21 protein-coding genes are annotated in these 20064 nt (G+C 44.2%); 10 read left to right on the top strand and 11 right to left on the bottom strand.

Going from position 1 to position 20064, the window contains the following annotated elements; all coding sequences use genetic code 11:
- Positions 1-126: 126 nt before the first annotated feature.
- Positions 127-1404 (bottom strand): NRAMP family divalent metal transporter, encoded by a 1278-nt coding sequence (locus H5300_RS08600; RefSeq protein ID WP_182795783.1) that lies wholly within the window; start codon positions 1402-1404, stop codon positions 127-129.
- 158 nt (positions 1405-1562) lie between these two features.
- Between H5300_RS08600 and rluA the strand changes: the two genes are divergently transcribed.
- Positions 1563-2297 carry a bifunctional tRNA pseudouridine(32) synthase/23S rRNA pseudouridine(746) synthase RluA gene (gene rluA, locus H5300_RS08595; protein ID WP_017078822.1) on the top strand — a complete coding sequence of 245 codons (735 nt, stop codon included), beginning with the start codon at positions 1563-1565 and terminating at the stop codon, positions 2295-2297.
- Positions 2298-2331: 34 nt separating this feature from the next.
- Positions 2332-3294 (top strand): D-2-hydroxyacid dehydrogenase, encoded by a 963-nt coding sequence (locus H5300_RS08590; protein ID WP_182795782.1) that lies wholly within the window; start codon positions 2332-2334, stop codon positions 3292-3294.
- Between the two features lie 112 nt (positions 3295-3406).
- Here H5300_RS08590 and H5300_RS08585 read toward each other — a convergent pair whose 3' ends face one another.
- The 4 genes from H5300_RS08585 to argR all read right to left on the bottom strand — a co-directional run bounded on the left by H5300_RS08585 (position 3407) and on the right by argR (position 8565).
- The gene (locus H5300_RS08585; protein ID WP_182795781.1) at positions 3407-3844 is read right to left on the bottom strand and encodes a universal stress protein; all 438 of its coding nucleotides are present in this window, start codon (positions 3842-3844) and stop codon (positions 3407-3409) included.
- Positions 3845-3948: 104 nt separating this feature from the next.
- Positions 3949-6528 carry a TRAP transporter permease gene (locus tag H5300_RS08580; protein WP_182795780.1) on the bottom strand — a complete coding sequence of 860 codons (2580 nt, stop codon included), beginning with the start codon at positions 6526-6528 and terminating at the stop codon, positions 3949-3951.
- Between the two features lie 255 nt (positions 6529-6783).
- Positions 6784-7752 carry a TAXI family TRAP transporter solute-binding subunit gene (locus H5300_RS08575; RefSeq protein ID WP_017078819.1) on the bottom strand — a complete coding sequence of 323 codons (969 nt, stop codon included), beginning with the start codon at positions 7750-7752 and terminating at the stop codon, positions 6784-6786.
- Positions 7753-8094: 342 nt separating this feature from the next.
- The gene (argR, locus tag H5300_RS08570) at positions 8095-8565 is read right to left on the bottom strand and encodes a transcriptional regulator ArgR (protein ID WP_004735909.1); all 471 of its coding nucleotides are present in this window, start codon (positions 8563-8565) and stop codon (positions 8095-8097) included.
- 332 nt (positions 8566-8897) lie between these two features.
- On the opposite strand from argR, the gene mdh reads away from it, so the two are divergent.
- Both mdh and H5300_RS08560 read left to right on the top strand, forming a co-directional pair.
- The gene (mdh, locus tag H5300_RS08565) at positions 8898-9833 is read left to right on the top strand and encodes a malate dehydrogenase (protein WP_004735908.1); all 936 of its coding nucleotides are present in this window, start codon (positions 8898-8900) and stop codon (positions 9831-9833) included.
- Positions 9834-9961: 128 nt separating this feature from the next.
- Positions 9962-10153, top strand: coding sequence for a hypothetical protein (locus tag H5300_RS08560; RefSeq protein ID WP_009847833.1), 192 nt, complete (start codon positions 9962-9964; stop codon positions 10151-10153).
- A 96-nt stretch (positions 10154-10249) separates the two neighbouring features.
- Here the strand turns inward: H5300_RS08560 and ispB are convergent, their stop codons facing one another.
- Entirely contained in the window at positions 10250-11221 is a 972-nt protein-coding gene (gene ispB / locus H5300_RS08555; RefSeq protein ID WP_004735906.1) for an octaprenyl diphosphate synthase, read from the bottom strand.
- A 268-nt stretch (positions 11222-11489) separates the two neighbouring features.
- Between ispB and rplU the strand changes: the two genes are divergently transcribed.
- The 6 genes from rplU to folA all read left to right on the top strand — a co-directional run bounded on the left by rplU (position 11490) and on the right by folA (position 15506).
- Positions 11490-11801: a 50S ribosomal protein L21 gene (gene rplU / locus H5300_RS08550; RefSeq protein WP_004740823.1), complete on the top strand. Its 312-nt coding sequence runs from the start codon at positions 11490-11492 to the stop codon at positions 11799-11801.
- Positions 11802-11820: 19 nt separating this feature from the next.
- Positions 11821-12078: a 50S ribosomal protein L27 gene (rpmA, locus tag H5300_RS08545; RefSeq protein ID WP_004735905.1), complete on the top strand. Its 258-nt coding sequence runs from the start codon at positions 11821-11823 to the stop codon at positions 12076-12078.
- Positions 12079-12403: 325 nt separating this feature from the next.
- On the top strand, positions 12404-13576 hold the full coding sequence (gene cgtA / locus H5300_RS08540; protein ID WP_009847831.1) for an Obg family GTPase CgtA: 1173 nt from the start codon (positions 12404-12406) through the stop codon (positions 13574-13576).
- Between the two features lie 169 nt (positions 13577-13745).
- A complete protein-coding gene (locus H5300_RS08535; RefSeq protein WP_004735903.1) occupies positions 13746-14513 on the top strand; it encodes a threonine/serine exporter ThrE family protein in 768 nt (255 codons plus the stop codon).
- Positions 14513-14986: a threonine/serine exporter family protein gene (locus tag H5300_RS08530; RefSeq protein WP_004735902.1), complete on the top strand. Its 474-nt coding sequence runs from the start codon at positions 14513-14515 to the stop codon at positions 14984-14986. Before H5300_RS08535 ends, H5300_RS08530 begins: the two co-directional genes overlap by 1 nt.
- A gap of 40 nt (positions 14987-15026) precedes the next feature.
- On the top strand, positions 15027-15506 hold the full coding sequence (gene folA / locus H5300_RS08525) for a type 3 dihydrofolate reductase (RefSeq protein WP_004735901.1): 480 nt from the start codon (positions 15027-15029) through the stop codon (positions 15504-15506).
- Positions 15507-15679: 173 nt separating this feature from the next.
- Here folA and apaH read toward each other — a convergent pair whose 3' ends face one another.
- The 5 genes from apaH to surA all read right to left on the bottom strand — a co-directional run bounded on the left by apaH (position 15680) and on the right by surA (position 20062).
- On the bottom strand, positions 15680-16483 hold the full coding sequence (apaH, locus tag H5300_RS08520) for a bis(5'-nucleosyl)-tetraphosphatase (symmetrical) ApaH (protein ID WP_182795779.1): 804 nt from the start codon (positions 16481-16483) through the stop codon (positions 15680-15682).
- Positions 16484-16512: 29 nt separating this feature from the next.
- Positions 16513-16893 carry a Co2+/Mg2+ efflux protein ApaG gene (gene apaG / locus H5300_RS08515; protein WP_004735899.1) on the bottom strand — a complete coding sequence of 127 codons (381 nt, stop codon included), beginning with the start codon at positions 16891-16893 and terminating at the stop codon, positions 16513-16515.
- Between the two features lie 82 nt (positions 16894-16975).
- Positions 16976-17791: a 16S rRNA (adenine(1518)-N(6)/adenine(1519)-N(6))-dimethyltransferase RsmA gene (rsmA, locus tag H5300_RS08510; protein ID WP_004735898.1), complete on the bottom strand. Its 816-nt coding sequence runs from the start codon at positions 17789-17791 to the stop codon at positions 16976-16978.
- Positions 17788-18777, bottom strand: a complete 990-nt coding sequence (pdxA, locus tag H5300_RS08505) for a 4-hydroxythreonine-4-phosphate dehydrogenase PdxA (RefSeq protein ID WP_029222219.1) — start codon at positions 18775-18777, stop codon at positions 17788-17790. The genes rsmA and pdxA overlap by 4 nt, the downstream gene beginning before the upstream one ends.
- Positions 18767-20062 carry a peptidylprolyl isomerase SurA gene (gene surA / locus H5300_RS08500; protein ID WP_017087006.1) on the bottom strand — a complete coding sequence of 432 codons (1296 nt, stop codon included), beginning with the start codon at positions 20060-20062 and terminating at the stop codon, positions 18767-18769. The genes pdxA and surA overlap by 11 nt, the downstream gene beginning before the upstream one ends.
- Positions 20063-20064: the final 2 nt, after the last annotated feature.

Here is a 20064-nt window from a genome sequence, read left to right as displayed (position 1 = left end):
TATCGCTAGCTTGACGCTTTAACGAAATAAGGCCTTCATCACGAAGGCCTTATTTGTATCTGTAGCTTGGTTAACAGTTTAGTTCAGAGTTCGGTTAGCAGTTTGGCTAATAATTTGGAGAGCAGATTACATCAACCATTTCCACCAAACGAACAGAGCTAAGAAGCCAAATAGGTAAACCAGACCTGCTACAGACAACCATTTTAGCTTAGTGCCAATCGCAAGCGCTTTAGGTAGCTCTGCTTTGCTCACCAAAATGAAATTCAGTAATGCGAAGAAGGGGGTTGTGATAAAGGCGAGTATCATCGCGAAATCGAGCATTGGCATCAAGGCTGCACTAAAGAACATTACGATTGCTAGCGCAGCGATAGATACGATGATTATCCACCCTTGCAGCATTCTTGGGCTGCTCTCTTTTTTAAGCAGTAGACGCTGTGATTCAGCAAGTACGCGTGAGTAGCCATCGATAACGGTAATGGTACTGCCAAAAATACAGAAGAAGGCGACGATTGCGATCAGTGGACGAGACCATTCACCAATTGTCGAGGCGTAAATACCGACCAACTGATGAGTGAAGCCAACGCCAGAGCGAGACAGTTCAACACCAGAACCGTGAAGCACTAGAGCACCTAAAGCAACGAATACCAATGCAAGCAATGCCGTACCAATGTAGCCTACGTTGAAATCGAACAGTGCAGACTGAGCGGTCACCTCTTGCTTCTCTTTTTGGCTTTTTAGCCACATAGAGGTGATGCTTGAGATCTCGATAGGCGCAGGCATCCAACCCATCGTCACCACGATAAATCCGATAGCTGCCAATGACCAAGGTGATGGTGGCACAAAAGCGGCATCAGGTTCGACTGGAGAGCCAATAGCAATCGCAACAGCAGCTAAGGTTGTGATGGTCAGGATCGCCATGATCGCTTTAGAGAGAGTGTCGAGCGCGCGGTAATGGCCCGCAAAAAGAATGATCAAACAGGTCGCTAAAACGATCATGCACAAGGTGCTGGTGGCTAAATCGAAAGGAATAAAGTAACTGAGTAGGCTCGCACTGAATAACAGCAAGGCTGCGGTATTCACGACTGCGGAAATAGCACTCAGTATCGAAAAGATCACAAGGTATGGGCGGCCTAGGTTAGAGTAACCTTCCACCAAGCTTTGACCCGTTCCTAGTGTGTATTGGATACCTGCTTTGAAGAACGGGTACTTAAATATGTTTACGAGGATAATAAGCGCGGCTAGCTGCCAACCATAAATCGCACCAGCCTTGGTTGAGGCGACTAAGTGAGAGCCACCTACAGCTGCTGCGGCCATCATAATGCCTGGGCCAAGAGACTTAATTAAACTTGATAGGGGAGCTGAGGTTGGTGTTTTTGTGCTGGTAGTTTTAACCGTACTTTCCATCATTTTTCCTTTGATGCTGACTTCTTATTATCCGTTACCCTATCAATACCATGTTTTGTAAGGTCGTCAACTTTTATGTACAAAAATGTTGAAAATTGTATTTATTAATAAACGAATCAACCGTGAATTATTTTTTCACTAGTAATTAAGAGGCTTTAATGGCGTTAGAACAGTACACACCACCACGTGAACCGTGGATTGATATTGTTTATCAAGATGACGATATTCTAGTGGTGAACAAACCTGCTGGCCTACTTTCAGTTCCGGGGAGATTGCCTGAGCACTACGACAGTATGTGGAGTCGGTTGGTTGTGGAATTTGCGGAGATTCAGGTGGTGCATCGACTGGACATGTCGACATCGGGGTTGATGCTGCTCGCTAAACACAAACAAGCTGAGCGTCATTTGAAGAAGCAATTTCAATATCGACTGACACACAAACTCTATTACGCCCGAGTATGGGGTTCAGTAGAAGAAGCTGAAGGTTTGATTGATCTACCGCTCATTTGTGATTGGCCAAATCGACCAAGACAAAAGGTGTGCTTCGAGGATGGCAAGCCATCACAGACTCACTATGTGGTGGAGCGACAAGAGGCTCAAACGGCATTGTTGAAGTTGCTGCCGATCACTGGCCGCTCTCATCAGTTACGTGTTCACTGCATGGAACTAGGAAATCCAATCGTTGGCGACGAGTTTTATGCAACGCCAGATGCGTTTAACTATAGTGACAGGTTAGCTCTGCACGCGTGTGAACTGAGCTTTTATCATCCGGCTAATAATCAGCTTTTCAAAGCCTTTGTTCCGTGTGAGTTTTACCCTCAAGCATCACCGCAAATTGAACAGCACTTTGAAATTGCGCCAGAGCTTCCAGACTACAGCAAGCTAAAAGCTTAGAATGGTTAAATCAATACCAATACAAGGACGTACAATGCCGAAGTTGAAAGTGGTCTTTCTCGACCGAGCCACCATCCCATCTCAAATTCATTTAAAACCTCTCAGCTTTGAACATCAGTGGATTGAGTATGATTTTACTTCGCCGGAGCAAGTGTCTGAACGAATTGAAGGCGCTGATGTGGTTATTACCAATAAGGTGGTGCTCAACGAATCGAATTTAGCTCAAGCACAACAACTTAAGCTAATAGCCGTTTCAGCAACGGGTGTGAATAATGTCGATGTTGGCTACTGTAAGAGTAACAATATCGCAGTGACAAACGTGCAAGGTTACGCGACTCAATCGGTACCTGAACATGTTATCGCGATGCTGTTTGCGTTAAAGCGTAATCTCGTTGGTTACCATCAAGACATCGAAGCCGGCGAGTGGCAAAAGGATCAACAATTCTGCTTCTTTACTCATCCGATTCAAGATGTTGCAGGCAGTACATTAGGCTTAATCGGTAGTGGTGGCTTAGGACAAGCAACAGCAATATTGGCTAAAGCAATTGGTATGAATGTCATCTTTGCTGAGCGTAAAGGGGCTGACTCTTGTCGAGAAGGGTATCTACCTTTTGATACGGTGTTACAACAAGCAGATGCAATCAGCTTACATTGTCCATTGACCGAAGCGACTCGAGACCTGATTTCAGAGCGAGAGCTAGCAATGATGAAACCAAATGCGGTGTTAGTTAATGCTGGCCGCGGTGGACTCGTGGATGAACAAGCCTTAGTTGAAGCTTTGAAAAATCAAGAGATTGCGGGCGCGGGTATGGATGTGTTCACACAAGAACCGGCTGACAACTCGAATCCATTACTGGCTAATAGTCATTTGCCAAATTTACTATTAACGCCACATGTAGCGTGGGGCAGTGATAGCTCAATTCAAAAGCTGTCTGATATCTTGATAGATAACATTGATGCCTTTGCTTCAGGTAAGCCGCAGAATCTCGTCAGTTAATTCACAGTAAGAGTGGTTATACGCTCAGCTTCAGACATAAAAAAGGTTGGCTTTGAGCCAACCTTTTTAGATGTTTTGTCTTTAGTTCGACTTAGCTTATCTGCCAGAAGCCTTAGCCTTGAGGTTTGATGACCAATACATTGATTGGTGAATTCTGTAGGACTTTACTCGCCACTGACCCCAGTACCACTTTGTCGATTTTCGAGCGCTTATGACTAGGCATCACAATCAGGTCTGCCCCAAGCTTTTCTGCGTAATCTAGAATCGTTGTGTAGGTTTTACCTTCGGCAACGTGAACCTTATAAACCACTTCATCGTCGATGTACTTGTCTGCAAACTCTTTCAGCTGATTTTTTACATCGAGCTTCATTTGATTCGCTGCATCTTTCGGGAAGTAAGACGCCACCATCGACATGTGAATGCCAGGTAGTACGTTCAGAATATGGATTTCAGCATTACTGTGCTTTGCGTGCCATACCGCTAATTCAACAGCTTTGTCAGAAAAGCCTTTGTCGTTAAGATCAACAGGAACAAGGATTTGTTTATACATGTGTTTTTCTCTTTTTTATCAGCACTTAGTATTGACCAAGCGCTGTGATTATCCTTTCCATGTAATAAAGCCAAATAGAGTTGAGCGCTACTTGGCTCTATCCATTACGCGCTAATCTCATCCTTACGAGCACGCCTTCTTTGGTTCATCGCTAAGCCAATCAAAATGAGTAGGGATGGTAAGAATACCCACTCTTTCATTGGTCTTTCTGCGTCTTGGATAACTGATTTAATTTCCCAATCAAAGTCAATGCCAGCCGCTTCTGCTGGGCTACCGAATTCAACCATATCGACAATCATCTTGCCTTCAGATTTCGTCAGCATTAAGCCCATTGAAGCAATGCGGTCTTCACTTGTTGTCGCAGAATCTTCAAATGGAAGGCGAACCGTCTTCTCAGAATAGTCACCTTCTAAGTTTTCGCCACCCACTCTTAACTCAAGAGATTGTCCCACAGATAGACCTTCTGTGATTTGAGCGATCTCAACTCCAGGTGAAAGAACTTTCTCTGGATAAATCATGTCCCACCAGAAGCCAGGGCGGAAGAAAGAGAAAGTTAGAACCAATAATAGGATCGTTTCCCACCATTTGTTCTTGGTAAACCACCAACCTTGCGTTGCAGCTGCAAAGATAAGTACCGCGGTCACAGAAGAGAAGATAGTGAGGAATAGATGCCACCAAGAATCAATGCCCATCAACAGTAGTTGGGTATTGAAGATGAACATGAATGGCAAGATCGCGGTCCGAATATCATAGGTAAAGCCTTGAATACCAGTACGGATCGGGTCTGATTTTGCAATCGCGGCGGCCGCAAAGGCTGCCAAGCCAACCGGAGGTGTATCATCGGCTAAGATACCGAAGTAGAACACGAATAAGTGAACTGCAATCAGAGGGATGATCAGGCCATGCGCCGCGCCTAAGGTAACAATGACCGGAGCCATCAGCGTTGATACAACGATGTAGTTTGCCGTTGTTGGTAAGCCCATACCTAAGATTAAGCTGATTACCGCAGTGAATAGCAGCATAAGAATGATGCTACCGCCTGAGATGAACTCAACGAAGTCCGTCATTACCAAGCCGATACCTGTCAGAGTTACCACACCGACAACTGTACCTGCAGCAGCTGTTGCTACACCGATACCGATCATGTTGCGCGCGCCTGAAACCAAGCTCTCTAATAAGTCAACGAAACCGGCTTTAGTCTGCTCTGCAAGATCGTCCGATTTGTTCATCAGAGTCATCAAAGGACGCTGTGTGATCAAAATGAAGATCATGAATACCGTTGCCCAGAAGGCTGAAAGACCTGGAGAGAAACGCTCTACAGTCAGACACCAAACAAGAACTACGATAGGCAATAGAAAGTGTAAACCAGACTTAATGGTAGGGCCTGGATCGGGTACTTCTGTTAGCTCTGCATCGATGTCCATGCCGCCTTCAGCCGCATATTTTGCTGAAACTCGAACCAAGGCTACATAAGCGATCAATAGAGCAACGGTAACAATTGGGGTTGCTGCATCGCCAAAGACATCTTTCGTCCAACCGACACCGTAGTAAACCGCAGCACTGATGACACAAAGACCTAAAATGGTGCCAGTGAAAGACAGTAGGCTCTGTACGATAGTTGGCGTGTGGCGACGAGGTAGGCCTGTCATACCTGCTTTACATGCTTCTAAGTGAACAATGTAAATCAGGGCGATGTAAGAGATAAGAGCAGGCAATAGTGCCGCTTTAATCACTTCTACATACGAGATACCCACATATTCAACCATCAAGAATGCAGCAGCACCCATGATTGGTGGCGTTAGCTGACCATTGGTTGAAGCGGCAACTTCTACAGCTCCGGCTTTTTCACCTGAGAATCCGACTCTTTTCATCAGGGGGATGGTAAAAGTACCCGTGGTTACCACGTTAGCGATAGATGAACCCGACACTAGACCTGATAGGCCAGATGCAACAACGGCTGCTTTCGCTGGACCGCCCTTCATGTGGCCAAGCAAGGAGAATGCGACTTTGATGAAGTAAGCACCAGCGCCTGCACGCTCTAGCATTGCACCAAACAGTACAAACAAGAATACGAATGACGTTGATACGCCAAGAGCAACACCGAATACACCTTCAGTTGTTAGCCACAGATGCGACATTGCCTTGTTCAGGCTTGCACCTTTATGGGCGATAACGTCTGGCATGTGTGGACCGCCAAAGGTGTAAAGTAGGAAGACTGCAGCCACAACCATAAGAGGTGGACCTAAAGCGCGTCGTGTTGCTTCAAGCAGTAGAACCATACCAAATACAGCAGCAACAATATCGAATGTTGTCGGTGCGCCTGAACGTTCAGCGAGTTGAGTATAGAAAATATAGATATACGAAGCTGAAAAGCTACCAACCAGCGCTAATATCCAGTCGACCGCAGGAATTCTATCCCGAGGTGAATTTTTCATGGCTGGATAAGCGGTAAAGGCTAGGAAGATGGCAAACGTAAGATGAATTGCTCGAGCTTCAGTGTCGTTTAAAATTGCGAAGTTAAAAATGAACGGCAGCGGAGATGCATACCAAAGTTGGAACAGTGACCAACATAGAGGCACAAACCATAAAATACGGCCTTGGATACCGCGAGGGCTACGCGCACCAGTGTCTGATTGTGCCACCATTTCTTGCACATCTGGAGACGGTGATGTTATCTGCGTCATGTACTTTATCCTTATTATTGATGGTCTGCCTTTCTTACGAACAACGAGACGTTATTTATTTCCTATCTAGTGTAGCGAATGGATAGGGAAATGCGTTTTTTGTTCGTCTTTGTCTTAGGCTTGATACGAAGGTAAGTTCGCCAAATTGGAGAAACTTAAAGGTTTGTCTCTTTTCACTTGGGTTATTTTTATAAAACGTGAAAAGCCAATAAGGAGGACATGCCTCCTTATTGGTAGAGCAGGCTTAAAGTAGAATTACTTTAGAAGGCCTACTTCTTTGTAGTATTTTACTGCGCCAGGGTGAAGAGGGATTGAGATACCCGCTTTAACCATGTCTTCTTTCTTCAGGTTCGCAAATGCTGGGTGCAGGCGTTTGAATGTAGCGAAGTTTTCAAATACCGCTTTAGCAACGTTGTATGCGACTTCATCAGAAACGTCAGACGTTGTTACCATAGTTGCAGCAACACCGAAGCTGTTTACGTCAGCATCTGTACCACGGTACATGCCAGCTGGAACTGTGCTGTATGCGTAGTATGGGTTTTCAGCTACGATCTTGTCGATTTGTGGACCAGTTGCAGAAACCAGTTTTGCATCACAAGAAGTCGTTGCTTCTTTGATTGATCCGTTCGGGTGACCAACCATGTAGATGAATGCATCAATCTTGTTGTCACAAAGAGCTTGTGAACGCTCAGAACCTTTAAGTTCAGAAGCAAGCTTGAAGCTATCGTTAGTCCAACCCATAGCGTCCATTACAACACCCATCGTTGCACGGTCACCAGAGCCTGGGTTCCCAATGTTTACACGCTTACCTGCTAGGTCAGACACATTGTTGATACCAGCATCGGTACGAGCGATGATGTTGAACGGTTCTGTATGTAGAGAGAACATAGCGCGAAGTTTTTTGTATTCGCCCTGATCTTTGAATTTACTTGTACCGTTGTAGCCGTGGTATTGCCAGTCCGATTGAACAACACCGAAATCTAGTTCACCAGCACGGATGGTGTTAACGTTGTAGATCGAACCACCAGTAGATTCTACAGAACAACGAATGTTGTGGTCTTTGCGGCCTTTGTTCACAAGCTTACAAATAGCACCACCAGTTGGGTAGTAAACACCCGTTACTGAACCTGTACCAATTGTGATGAACTCTTGAGCGTTAACTGCGCCAGCGCCCATTACAGCAGCTGCAATAGCCCCAACTTTAATAAGTTTGGTAAATGCCATGAATTTCCCTTCCTTTATTCATTATTAACCCTGAAACAAGTGTAGTCGTTTCTGGAGTTTCCTATTTGGAAACGGCACCTTTTTCAATCCATGTGATGAAAAAGTGGCTGAATAATATCAAAAATTGGCAGAAAATTACTCAAATGTTAAAAGATATAGCTAAAAAATCTAACAAATGACGGTTAGATCTTGTGTTTGATTTGCTACTGAGTTTTTTAAAATCAATGGTTTAGTGGTGTTTGAAGAGGGGGAGATAGATATTCTAGGATGTGATTTGGATCACGAAGCGAATTGGTGTTCGTGATCCATTAATCAGGTTGATGGTTATGAAACTGTGACCAATTATCCTGCGTATTCAAACAGTTCGCACACAGAATCAAACAATTGCTTCGTGGTAACTGACAAGGTTGGCGTGATGAAGATAGTATCATCGCCTGCAACGACACCTAATATACCTTCCGACTTACCTAATGAGTCCAATAAACGAGCAATAAGCTGCGCCGCACCTGGGCCGGTGTGTATCACCACCAATGCATTGTTGTGGTCGATATCTAATACTAATTCTCTCAGAGAGCTAGAAACTGTCGGAACACCAAGTTCAGCAGGAAGACAGTAAACCATCTCCATTTTTGCATTACGAGTTCGAACTGCACCAAACTTAGTTAACATACGCGAAACTTTAGATTGGTTGATACTTTCAAAACCTTCATGTTTGAGGGCATCGACAATCTCGCCTTGCGAACCAAAACGTTCTTCTTTTAGTAATGATTTAAAAGCACGAACTAAGTTGTCTTGTTTTTCTGTATTGCGCATATGTCATTCTTATTCATTAACAAAGATGTTTGCATATTCTCGCATACATATTCAATTTTAGCTAAAGTATCACGGCAATTTGTTAGTCATATCACTGTAAAAATTTAATAGAATAATGTGTTATTAGTGGCGACTTATTTTGTTATTTCAGTCGATTATCGCCATAATGCGAACTTGCTGTGTAGCACGGTTTTATTGACTTGCGCGAAGTCGCAAAGCTGGCGTTAATTGATTGTAATCACTTTGTGATTAATATATTTTTTTAACCATAATTTAGCTCAAGAACTACCCTACCAAGAATTTATAAGAGAAATCTCTCAAGGAGAATAACAATGAAAGTAGCTGTTATTGGTGCCGCTGGTGGCATCGGTCAAGCCCTAGCCCTACTACTAAAGAACCGCCTACCTGCTGGTTCAGATCTTGCACTTTACGACATCGCTCCGGTAACACCGGGTGTCGCTGCCGATCTTAGCCATATCCCAACACCTGTTTCGATCAAAGGTTACGCGGGTGAAGATCCAACACCAGCACTAGAAGGTGCGGATGTTGTGCTTATTTCTGCGGGTGTTGCTCGTAAGCCTGGTATGGATCGTGCGGATCTTTTCAATGTGAACGCTGGCATTGTTAAGTCTCTTGCAGAGAAAATCGCAGTTACTTGTCCTACTGCTTGTGTTGGTATCATCACTAACCCAGTAAACACAACAGTACCAATCGCTGCTGAAGTACTTAAGAAAGCGGGCGTTTACGACAAGCGTCGTTTATTCGGTATTACTACTCTTGATGTTATTCGTTCTGAAACGTTTGTTGCTGAGCTGAAAGATAAAGATCCAAGCGACATCCGTGTTCCTGTTATCGGCGGTCACTCAGGTGTAACGATCCTTCCTCTACTTTCTCAAGTTGAAGGCGTAGAGTTTACTGATGAAGAAATCGCAGCGCTAACAACTCGTATCCAAAATGCGGGTACTGAAGTAGTAGAAGCTAAAGCTGGCGGCGGCAGTGCAACACTATCTATGGGTCAAGCGGCATGTCGTTTCGGTCTTGCTCTAGTGAAAGCGCTTCAAGGCGAAGAGAACGTAATTGAATGTGCATATGTTGAAGGTGAAGGCGAGCACGCACCATTCTTCGCACAACCAGTTAAACTTGGCAAAGAGGGCGCAGAAGCGATCCTTAGCTACGGTGAACTGAGCGACTTCGAACGCAACGCATTAGACAGCATGCTAGAAACGCTAAATGGCGATATTGAGATCGGTGTTGAATTCGCTAAGTAAGCGGGACACCATTTAACTCAGCTAAAAGATAGTTAATAAGAGCCGATCATTATGATCGGCTTTTTTGATCCTTGCATTCAACCCGCTCGTAATACTTTTATAACCACGAAGAATTAGGGTATTGAACGATGACTAGAGTACAAAAAGGAATGAATGTTAACTATCTAGGTCGCTTGGGCAAGATATTGGTTATCGATGAGCAAGAGCAGTTCGCTTTATTTGAGTCGTACAATAGTCATAAGCAATATGCGGTTCCATTGGAAGAACTTGAAGAGATCGAAGCGCAATTACCTTTATCATTAGAATCGAGTCGATATTGAAACCCGGAGTTATATCTAACAGGATCAAAAAAAGAGCCAACCGGCTCTTTTTTGTTATTTATATAGAAGCTAGAAGCGAGTTGTCTATTAACCTGCTTACTTGCTGCGTTTAACTGCTAAGTGTGCGAGCGTGGTTAAAGCCTGCTTATATTCTGAATCTGGAAGTACAGAAAGTTCAGCAATCGCTTTATCTGCTTCTTCGTAGGCTTTATTTGTTGTGTACTCTAACGAGCCTGTCTCTTTCATAACAGCCATAATGTCGTCGAGACGCTCCATACCATTGGCTTTTTCAATCGCTTCTCGAATCATGCTGGTTTGTTCAGGAGAACCATTGTGCATTGCGTAAAGTAGAGGCAGTGTTGGTTTGCCTTCGGCAAGATCGTCACCAACGTTCTTACCCATCTCTTTACCATCAGCAGTGTAATCCATCACATCATCAATCAATTGGAATGCAGTGCCTAGGTATTTACCGTAGTTTTGCATAGCCGTTTCGATTTCAGGTGATGATTCGCTAAGAATTGCACCGATTTGCGTTGCAGCTTCAAACAAGCGAGCTGTCTTCGAGTAGATGACCTGCATGTAACTTTCTTCTGTGGTGTCTGGGTTATTACAGTTCATTAATTGTTGAACTTCACCCTCGGCAATCACGTTAACTGCTTCACTCATTAACTCAAGGATCTTTAAGGATCCTAGCGTTGTCATCATCTGGAACGAGCGAGTGTAGATAAAGTCACCCACCAAAACGCTAGCGGCATTACCAAAAGCTGCGTTGGCTGTCGCTTTACCGCGTCTCATGTCCGATTCGTCGACGACATCATCATGGAGAAGGGTAGCTGTGTGAATAAACTCGATAAAAGCTGCTGAGGTGATATGAGCTTCACCTTGATAACCAAGTGCACGAGCAGATAAAAGAGCAAGCAAAGGACGTAGGCGTTTGCCACCACCGCTAACGATATAAAAACCAAGCTGGTTGATTAAACTTACGTCAGAATTAAGTTGGGCTTGAATTGTTTCATTCACTTTTGCCATATCATTGGCAGTAAGCGTTTGGATAGCTTTAAAATCCATTGTTCATCCGGCTGAAGTTAGACCCTGTAAGGCTTATACGTTGTATTTAATTGTTGAATAATACACTAAAAAACGTTGATTAATACATCACTTAAAGGCATCATTGCCGCACTTTTCTTTGGCGAACATGTTTTCGCCAATATTTTAAAAATATGGCTTGTCATAGCGGCATGATTCCCGTAGAATCTGCGCCCTATTGATTAGTTTAGCGCACACCCGAGTTGTAGAATTAACAACCATAGGCTGTGCGGAAAAAGCGGAGTAAAATATGTACGCTGTTTTCCAATCTGGTGGCAAACAACACCGAGTAAGCGAAGGTCAAACACTTCGTTTAGAGAAATTAGACGTTGAAACTGGTGCAACTGTAGAATTTGATAAAGTTCTTCTTGTTGCTAACGGCGAAGAAATCGCTGTTGGTGCACCTCTTGTTGAAGGTGGCAAAGTTACTGCAGAAGTAGTACAACACGGTCGTGGCGATAAAGTAAAAATCGTTAAGTTCCGTCGTCGTAAGCACTCGCGTAAGCAAGCTGGTCACCGTCAGTGGTTCACAGAAGTGAAAATCACTGGCATTAACGCTTAAGTATTAGGAGAGTTTAACAATGGCACATAAAAAAGCTGGCGGTTCTACTAATAACGGCCGCGATTCAGAAAGCAAACGTCTTGGTGTTAAGCGTTTTGGTGGTGAATCTGTTCTTGCAGGTAACATCATCGTTCGTCAACGTGGTACTAAGTTCCACGCTGGCACAAACGTTGGCATCGGTAAAGACCATACTCTTTTCGCTCTTACTGAAGGTAAAGTGAAATTTGCAGTAAAAGGTCCTAAAAACCGTAAGTTTGTAAGCATCGAAGCTGAGTAATTTAATCTTTTATTAGATTATTTATACTAGCTTTCAAGCTGAATTCAAAAGCCCTGCCGATTCGGCAGGGTTTTTTATTTATAGCGAGAATAAAAAAGTAGACGCTCTTGTTTGGTTTTGAGAAGCCGTTTTATTTTTGAGAAACAGTTTGGTTTTATTAAGAAGCCGTTTGTTTTTTAGGATACAGAAAGCAAAGAACCTCTCCTTATTTGTTCCTTGGTTGCAGATCGATCTAGATCTTAGGTGATCGATCTAAACACGGATCTGCTAGAATTTATATCACTCCTTGATGAGTGGTAACGCAACGTAAGTGCGGAGTTAAAAAATGAAATTCGTTGATGAAGCATCAGTAAAAATAGAAGCCGGTGATGGCGGTAATGGTACAGTAAGCTTTTGGCGCGAAAAATTCGTCGCTAAAGGTGGTCCTGACGGCGGTGATGGCGGTGATGGTGGTGATGTTTACATTCAAGCGGATGAAAACTTAAACACACTGATCGATTACCGTTTCCAACGTTTTTACAATGCTGAGCGTGGCGAAAATGGCCGCGGTGGTAACTGTACTGGTAAACGTGGTAAAGATATGACAATGAAAGTACCAGTAGGTACTCGCGCTGTTGATATCCACACTAATGAAATCGTTGCTGAAGTTGCTGAGCATGGCAAGAAAGTCATGGTTGGTAAAGGTGGTTGGCACGGTCTTGGTAACACGCGTTTTAAGTCGTCTGTTAACCGTGCTCCTCGTCAAAAGACAATGGGTACTAAAGGTGAAGTTCGCGAACTACGTTTAGAGCTTCTTCTGCTCGCGGATGTTGGTATGCTTGGCTTGCCAAACGCTGGTAAATCTACGTTTATTCGCTCAGTATCTGCTGCAAAACCAAAAGTGGCTGATTACCCGTTTACGACGCTAATTCCTAGCTTAGGTGTGGTAAGTGTTGTCCCTGAGAAGAGTTTCGTCGTTGCCGATATCCCTGGCTTGATCGAAGGCGCAGCTGATGGCGCTGGTCTTGGTATTCGTTTCTTGAAGCACCTTGAGCGTTGTCGCGTTCTTCTGCATATGATCGATATTTTGCCGATCGATGGTTCTGATCCTATTCAGAATGCACTGACGATCATCGATGAACTTGAGCAATACAGTGAGAAAGTTGCACAGAAACCTCGTTGGTTAGTGTTCAATAAAGTTGACCTAATGCCTGAAGAAGAAGCTGACGAAAAGATTCAAGAAATCGTCGAAGCTTTGGGTTGGGAAGGCGAGTACTTCAAGATCTCTGCTGTAAACAAGATCGGTACCAAAGATCTTTGCTTTAAACTGGGTGAGTTCATGGAGAACCTACCTCGTGAAGTTGAAGCAATTGAAGAAGAAGAAAAAGTTAACTTTATGTGGGATGACTACCATAAAGATGCGATGGCCGGTAAGAATGTCGTTACTGAAGATGACGACGACTGGGATGATTGGGATGACGAAGAAGATGATGGTCATGTTATCTATGTTCGTGATTAATAATCCTCGTAGTTTCTTATAAGCACTTTGGTCGCTTTTTCTAAGATACGCTGATAGTTTTATTAAACCGCAATGAAAATTGCGGTTTTTTTGTATCTAAATCATGACGTCTTGCTGTTTTTTATGCAAAATTTATCTTTAGATAATTAACGCCTATGGGAAGGAAATCATGGCATCAAAACAAAGAGCGATCTCAAGGTTAGTCGCTCAATCAGGACAAATGTTATTAGCTCATGGCGCCGAGAGCACATTGGTCGGTGACATAATGCGCCGTATCGGTATTGCTTGTGGGGTGAATGAGGTTGAAGTTGCACTGTCAGCCAATGCATTGGTTGTGACAACAGTAATGGATGATCATTGCATAACGACGACTCGAAGTTGCGCTGATCGTGGCATTAATATGCAGGTGATAACCGAGATTCAACGTGTGTGTATCATGATGGAGAAAGGGATTCTTGATTATGATTTAGCTTATAAGAAGATCCAAGGGATCAGTCCTGAACGCTACAACCGTTGGTTAGTTGTCGTAATGATAGGGCTATCGTGTGCTTCTTTTAGCCGTCTTGCTGGCGGAGATTGGCATGTCTTTATGATGACGTTTATAGCTTCGGCTTGCGGTATGATCGTGAGACAAGAGATCGGTCATCGCCATTTCAATCCGTTATTAAATTTCGCTATTACCGCTTTTGTCACCACCACCATTTCAGCTCAGGCAGTGCTCTACAATATTGGTGGTCAACCCACTATCGTGATGGCTTCGTCAGTATTGATGCTAGTGCCCGGTTTTCCTTTGATTAACTCCGTAGCAGATATGCTTAAAGGCCACATTAATATGGGTCTCGCACGCTTCACCATGGCCAGTTTATTAACGTTGGCTACAAGCTTAGGTATTGTCGCAGCTATGAGCCTATCTGACGTATGGGGGTGGGTGAACTAATGACTATTTTTGAACTTTTTATTGGGTTACTCAACGACATGTTTTTTGCTGCGATTCCTGCGGTTGGTTTTGCATTGGTGTTTAACGTCCCGCAACGAGCATTAATTTATTGTGCTCTCGGAGGATCCATTGGCCACGGTAGCCGTTACTTAATGATGCATTTCGGCATTCCCATTGAATGGGCGACGTTCTTTGCTGCTACATTGGTAGGTATGATAGGGGTGCATTGGTCGCATAAATTGTTAGCGCACCCGAAAGTATTTACGGTTGCAGCCTTGATTCCGATGGTCCCTGGCGTGTTTGCCTTTAAGGCGATGATTGCTATGGTTGAGATTAACCGAGCCGGATACAACCCAGAACTATTGGCATTGTTGATGGAGAACTTTTTGAAATCGATGTTCATTATCGCAGGGCTTGCGGTTGGCTTAGCAGTGCCTGGGCTGTTATTCTACCGTCGTAGACCTATCGTCTAGCTTCAACTTCATTTTTAAGTAAGGACAGGACTTTCGATTTATGATCATCAGCATGATAGCGGCAATGGCAAACAACCGTGTAATTGGTAAAGACAATCAGATGCCTTGGCATTTACCTGCAGATTTCGCATGGTTTAAACGCTCAACGATGGGCAAACCTGTCGTGATGGGACGTAAGACTTACGATTCAATTGGACGTCCTTTACCGGGGAGGCTGAACGTTGTAATTAGCCGCGACGAGAGTTTAGAAATCGAAGGCGTAACGACGGTAACTTCGATTGAAAAAGCACTAGAGCTGGTAAGTGATGTTGATGAAGTGATGATCATCGGTGGCGGTTCAATCTATGAAAGCTGCTTACCAAAAGCGAACAAGTTATACCTGACTTATATCGATTTTGATGTGGATGGTGATACTCAATTCCCAGACTGGGGAGAAGGTTGGAAGCAGAGCTTTAATGATACTTATCAAGCGGATGAGAAAAACAAGCACAATATGGAGTTTGTGGTTCTCGAGCGTTAACGGTGGTTATTAAGAGTTAGGCTATGAAAATGCTTGCGTTACTGTGCCCAGCTAGCGCAAGCTTCTCGTATCTGATGCGAAAGGCAAAGAAGGAATTCTCTTTCTGCTTTTGGCTTTATCGCTTTTCGGTACTCGTTCACGCGCATCCCGCATCCGCTCTTTATCTCGTGTTTCTATAGCGCTTTTTGAGTGAAAAACTGTTTGTCTTCCCAGCGAAGTATCGTCAAGTCTCCCCCCCACACACACCCAGTATCAAGTCCAATCACATCTTTTCCTGAGTAACCTTCTAGCGCAGCCCAGTGTCCAAAAATAACTGTTTTATCCAGCTTTATACGTTGTGGTAGGTCAAACCAAGGCACTAACGGCTCAGTTGTAATTTCGTTTGGTGGAAGTTTACAGGCCATATCGAGTCGACCATCAGTAAAACAGAATCGCATTCTAGTAAGGCTGTTGATCACATAGCGATAGCGCTCAATCCCTTCTAAATTTTCACGCCATAAGTCAGGCGTGTTGCTGTACATATTCTCGATAAGCCATTGCCACTGATCGGATTTTAATAAATCAGCTATTTCCAGATTTTCAATCCGTGCTCGCTCTAGATCCCATTGAGGTGAGATACCAGCATGAGACAGCACGAACTCTGGATGCTCCTGAATTAAAGGCTGTTGTCTTAACCATTCGAGCAACTGTTCACGGTCTTCCGCATCAAGAATAGGTTGAGTCTTATCTTTTGCTTTAGCTGAAAAGAGGCCTAAGGAAACCGCAAGTAGATGCAAGTCATGGTTGCCTAATACAACCTTAGCTGCGTCACCTAGGCTACGAATAAAGCGTAGTGTCTCCAATGATTTAGGACCTCGAGCGACTAAATCACCAGCGACCCATAAGGTATCTTGTTGTTTGTCAAAGTTGACGATTTCAAGCAGTAATTGAAGTTCGTCGAAGCACCCTTGGATGTCTCCGACAATATAATTCGACACAATAATTTCCTGTAGATACAGATGTACGGCTAATTAAGAATATTAGGGATCGCGAGTCTAAATGGATCCACTTCAGTTATGAAGTCGATGCCTTTGTTATCTGTCATCACATAATGACCTTGCATAACACCCACAGGAGTTTCGATGACGGTACCACTGGTGTAAGTGTATTCGTCGTTGGCCTCAATCACGGGTTGTTGCCCAACCACGCCATCACCTTCTATGGTGAGTTGTTTGCCGTTGGAGTCGGTAATCAGCCAGCGGCGAGACATGAGTTGAACCGTTGTTTTGCTGAGGTTTTTGATGGTAATGATGTAGGCGAAGACGTAGCGGTTCTTCGTTGGTTCAGATTGTTCCTCTATGTATTTAGAGTGAACCTGACATTTGATACAAGGCGTAGATATATCCATATTCGCACCTTTTGTTGTTGGTATACTTTAAAGTATTACATAAAAAACAGGCTCCTCACCGAAGTGTAGGAGCCTTTTAGAATTATTTGTCAGCGCTGTGAGTGTCGTACAACCAGTTTGCCATGTCGACAAACTGCTCGAGCGTTAAATTCTCAGGACGCATGCCTGGGTTAACACCCAACTCTTCAAGTACTTCCTTGTCGATTAGGCTCTTGTAGCAGTTACGAACCGTTTTACGACGCTGGTTAAAGCCTTCACGACATACACGATCTAGCCATTTCAGATCTTTTGCCGGGTAAGGTAGCACTTCGTATGGCTGTAGGCGTACTACTGCAGAATCTACTTTCGGTGGCGGAACGAAGGCCGTTGGTGGCACTTCTAGCACAGGCGTCACTTTACAGTAGTATTGAGCCATTACCGTAAGACGACCATAAGCTTTAGTACCTGGGCCGGCCGCTAATCGGTTAACCACTTCTTTTTGAAGCATGAAGTGCATGTCTTGCACGTCTTTATGGAACTCAAAAAGGTGGAACATCAATGGTGTCGAGATGTTGTATGGCAAGTTACCGAAAATACGTAGCTTGTTGTTTGGCTTAACAAGTTGTTCGAAATCGAACTTCATTGCATCGCCTTCATAGATCGTTAGCTTATCAGCCAGATCGGGATGGTTGCGAAGACGTTCAGCTAGGTCTCTATCCAATTCGATAACGGTAAATTTATCGACAAGCTTACCCACTGGCTCAGTAATTGCGCCTAGACCAGGACCGATCTCTACCAAGTTTTGACCTGGTAGTGGGTTAATGCTCGATACGATGCCATCAATAATGTATGGATCGTTAAGGAAGTTTTGACCAAAACGTTTACGCGCTTTGTGCCCTAAGTGGACATCATTTCTCATTGCTTTTTCTCTACTAATTCAATGGCGTGCGTGAGCGCTGTTCTAAAGCTCCCTGTATCGGCTTGGCCTTTCCCTGCCAAGTCTAAGGCGGTACCGTGGTCGACTGATGTGCGAATAAACGGTAAGCCAAGCGTGATGTTCACTGAGCGACCAAACCCTTTGTATTTCAATACCGGGAGTACTTGGTCGTGATACATACCTAAAACAGCATCTGCATCTTGCAAATATTTTTCATTAAAGATGGTATCTGCTGGCAATGGGCCAACTAAATTGATGCCATCTTTTTGGCGAATTTTTTCTAACGTCGGGGTGATGGTTTCTATCTCTTCACGTCCCAAGCAACCATCTTCACCAGCATGTGGATTCAAGCCACACACGTAGATAGTTGGTTTCTCAATAGCAAATTTTTCAACCAAATCTTTATTCAGAATTGCAATAATTTGCTCTAATCTGTCTTCGGTCACTGCTTGAGATACATAAGCTAGTGGGATGTGCGTTGTTACTAGCGCAACACGCAGCCCTTCTGTTGCCAACATCATCACCACCAGTGGTGTATTGGACTTCTCTGCAAAGAACTCGGTATGGCCGCTAAAAGCAACGCCAGCTCGGTTAATTACACCCTTGTGAACAGGGCCGGTGACAATAGCATCAAATTCATCATTCATACAGCCAATTGCTGCGGTTTCTAAAGTATTTAATACGTAATGGCCGTTCGCTTCATTGAGTTGGCCAGCTACGGCAGTTTCAGCCAGTGGAACGTGTTTCACAACTAGTGTTCCGGAGCGTTGAGGTTGCTTGGGTGCAGTTGAGTCGTAATCCAACAGCTCAACCTCGATCCCTAACATTTCAGCTCGCTCTGCTAGTAGGGTTTTATCGGCACAAACGACGAGCTGATGTGGCCAGCTTTCTTGGGATAAGGCGAGAGTCAAATCTGGCCCAATTCCCGCTGGTTCACCTGCCGTAATGACAAGGCGTTTAGTTGTCATCTTGGTCATCCTCAACCATTTCAACAAAGGCACTTGCTCTTACTTCTTGCAGCCAAGCGCCAGCTTCTTCGTTGAACTTACGGTTAAATAGAATTTGGTAAGCTTTGTTTTTCAAAGCTGAATCGGTACGGTCTACTTCTCGACGGTCTAGTACTTCAACAATGTGCCAGCCATGCACGGTTTTAAATGGTGCGCTGATCTTACCTTCAGGTAGCGTTTCTACTTGGTGCTTAAATTCAGGTACATACAAATCCGGTGTTTGGTAGCCTAGTTCACCATCTTGCACTGCAGAGCCTGGATCTTGGCTGTATTGCTGCGCAAGTTCACCAAAGCTCGCTTCACCCGCGTTTACACGACGCGTGATTTCTTCAAGTTGCTCCTTGGCACCGTCGTCACTTAAGATTACGGTCGGTTTAATTAGGATATGACGAGCATTAACTTCCGTCACCGCTACCGTTTCCAAGCCTTTTACATCTTCAATTTTCAGAATATGGAAACCAACGCCGCTTCGGAAAGGACCGATGATGCTGCCTTTATTCTGCATTTTGATTTGGTCTGCAAAAATGGTAGGCATCTCTTCTTTACGCATCCAACCCCAGTCACCACCTTGTAGCGCTTTAGGGCCTTTTGAATAAGTATAAGCCATGGTGCTGAAATCTTTGCCTGAGTTAAGTTCCTCAACCACTTCTTTAGCTTGAGCTTCTAGCTCTTCTTTGGTTTGGTCATCATTAAAGCGAAGTTGGATGTGTCCGATTTTGTATTGAACGGTCGCGTTAGTCTCTTGCGCCAAGATATCCGCAAGGTTATCGACTTCAGCTGGAAGAATGTTGATACGACGACGCACTAAGGCGTTACGCGCTTCACTTGCCGCAATCTCTTTTCTTACTTGTTCGCGAAATGCATTGTAACTAAGGCCTTCTTCCGCAACCGATGCGGTAAGTTGTTCTACAGTCTGGTTGTTGTCTTTCGCGATGCCTTCGATTGCTTGATCAAGTCGAGCATCATCGATACGAACCCCAATACGCTCTGCTTCTTGTGTTTGAATGGTATCGATGATCAGCTTTTCAAGCACTTGCTCATTGAGCACGTCTTGCGATGGTAGTGTTTGGCCGCTTTTCTTAGCATTTGCGCGCAGCGTCTTCATTGAAGCATCGATGTCACTTTGTAAGATCACGCCTTCGTTAACGATAACTTTTACGCTGTCTAGCTCGACCGGCGCTGCGTAGCTTACTGATACAGTGCAAGCTGCTGCGATGGCAATTAATGTGCGTTTCCACAATGTCATGT

This window comes from Vibrio sp. SG41-7, assembly GCF_014164465.1.
In the GTDB taxonomy this organism is placed as follows: domain Bacteria; phylum Pseudomonadota; class Gammaproteobacteria; order Enterobacterales; family Vibrionaceae; genus Vibrio; species Vibrio splendidus.
This window is presented reverse-complemented; position numbering and strand designations above follow the sequence as displayed.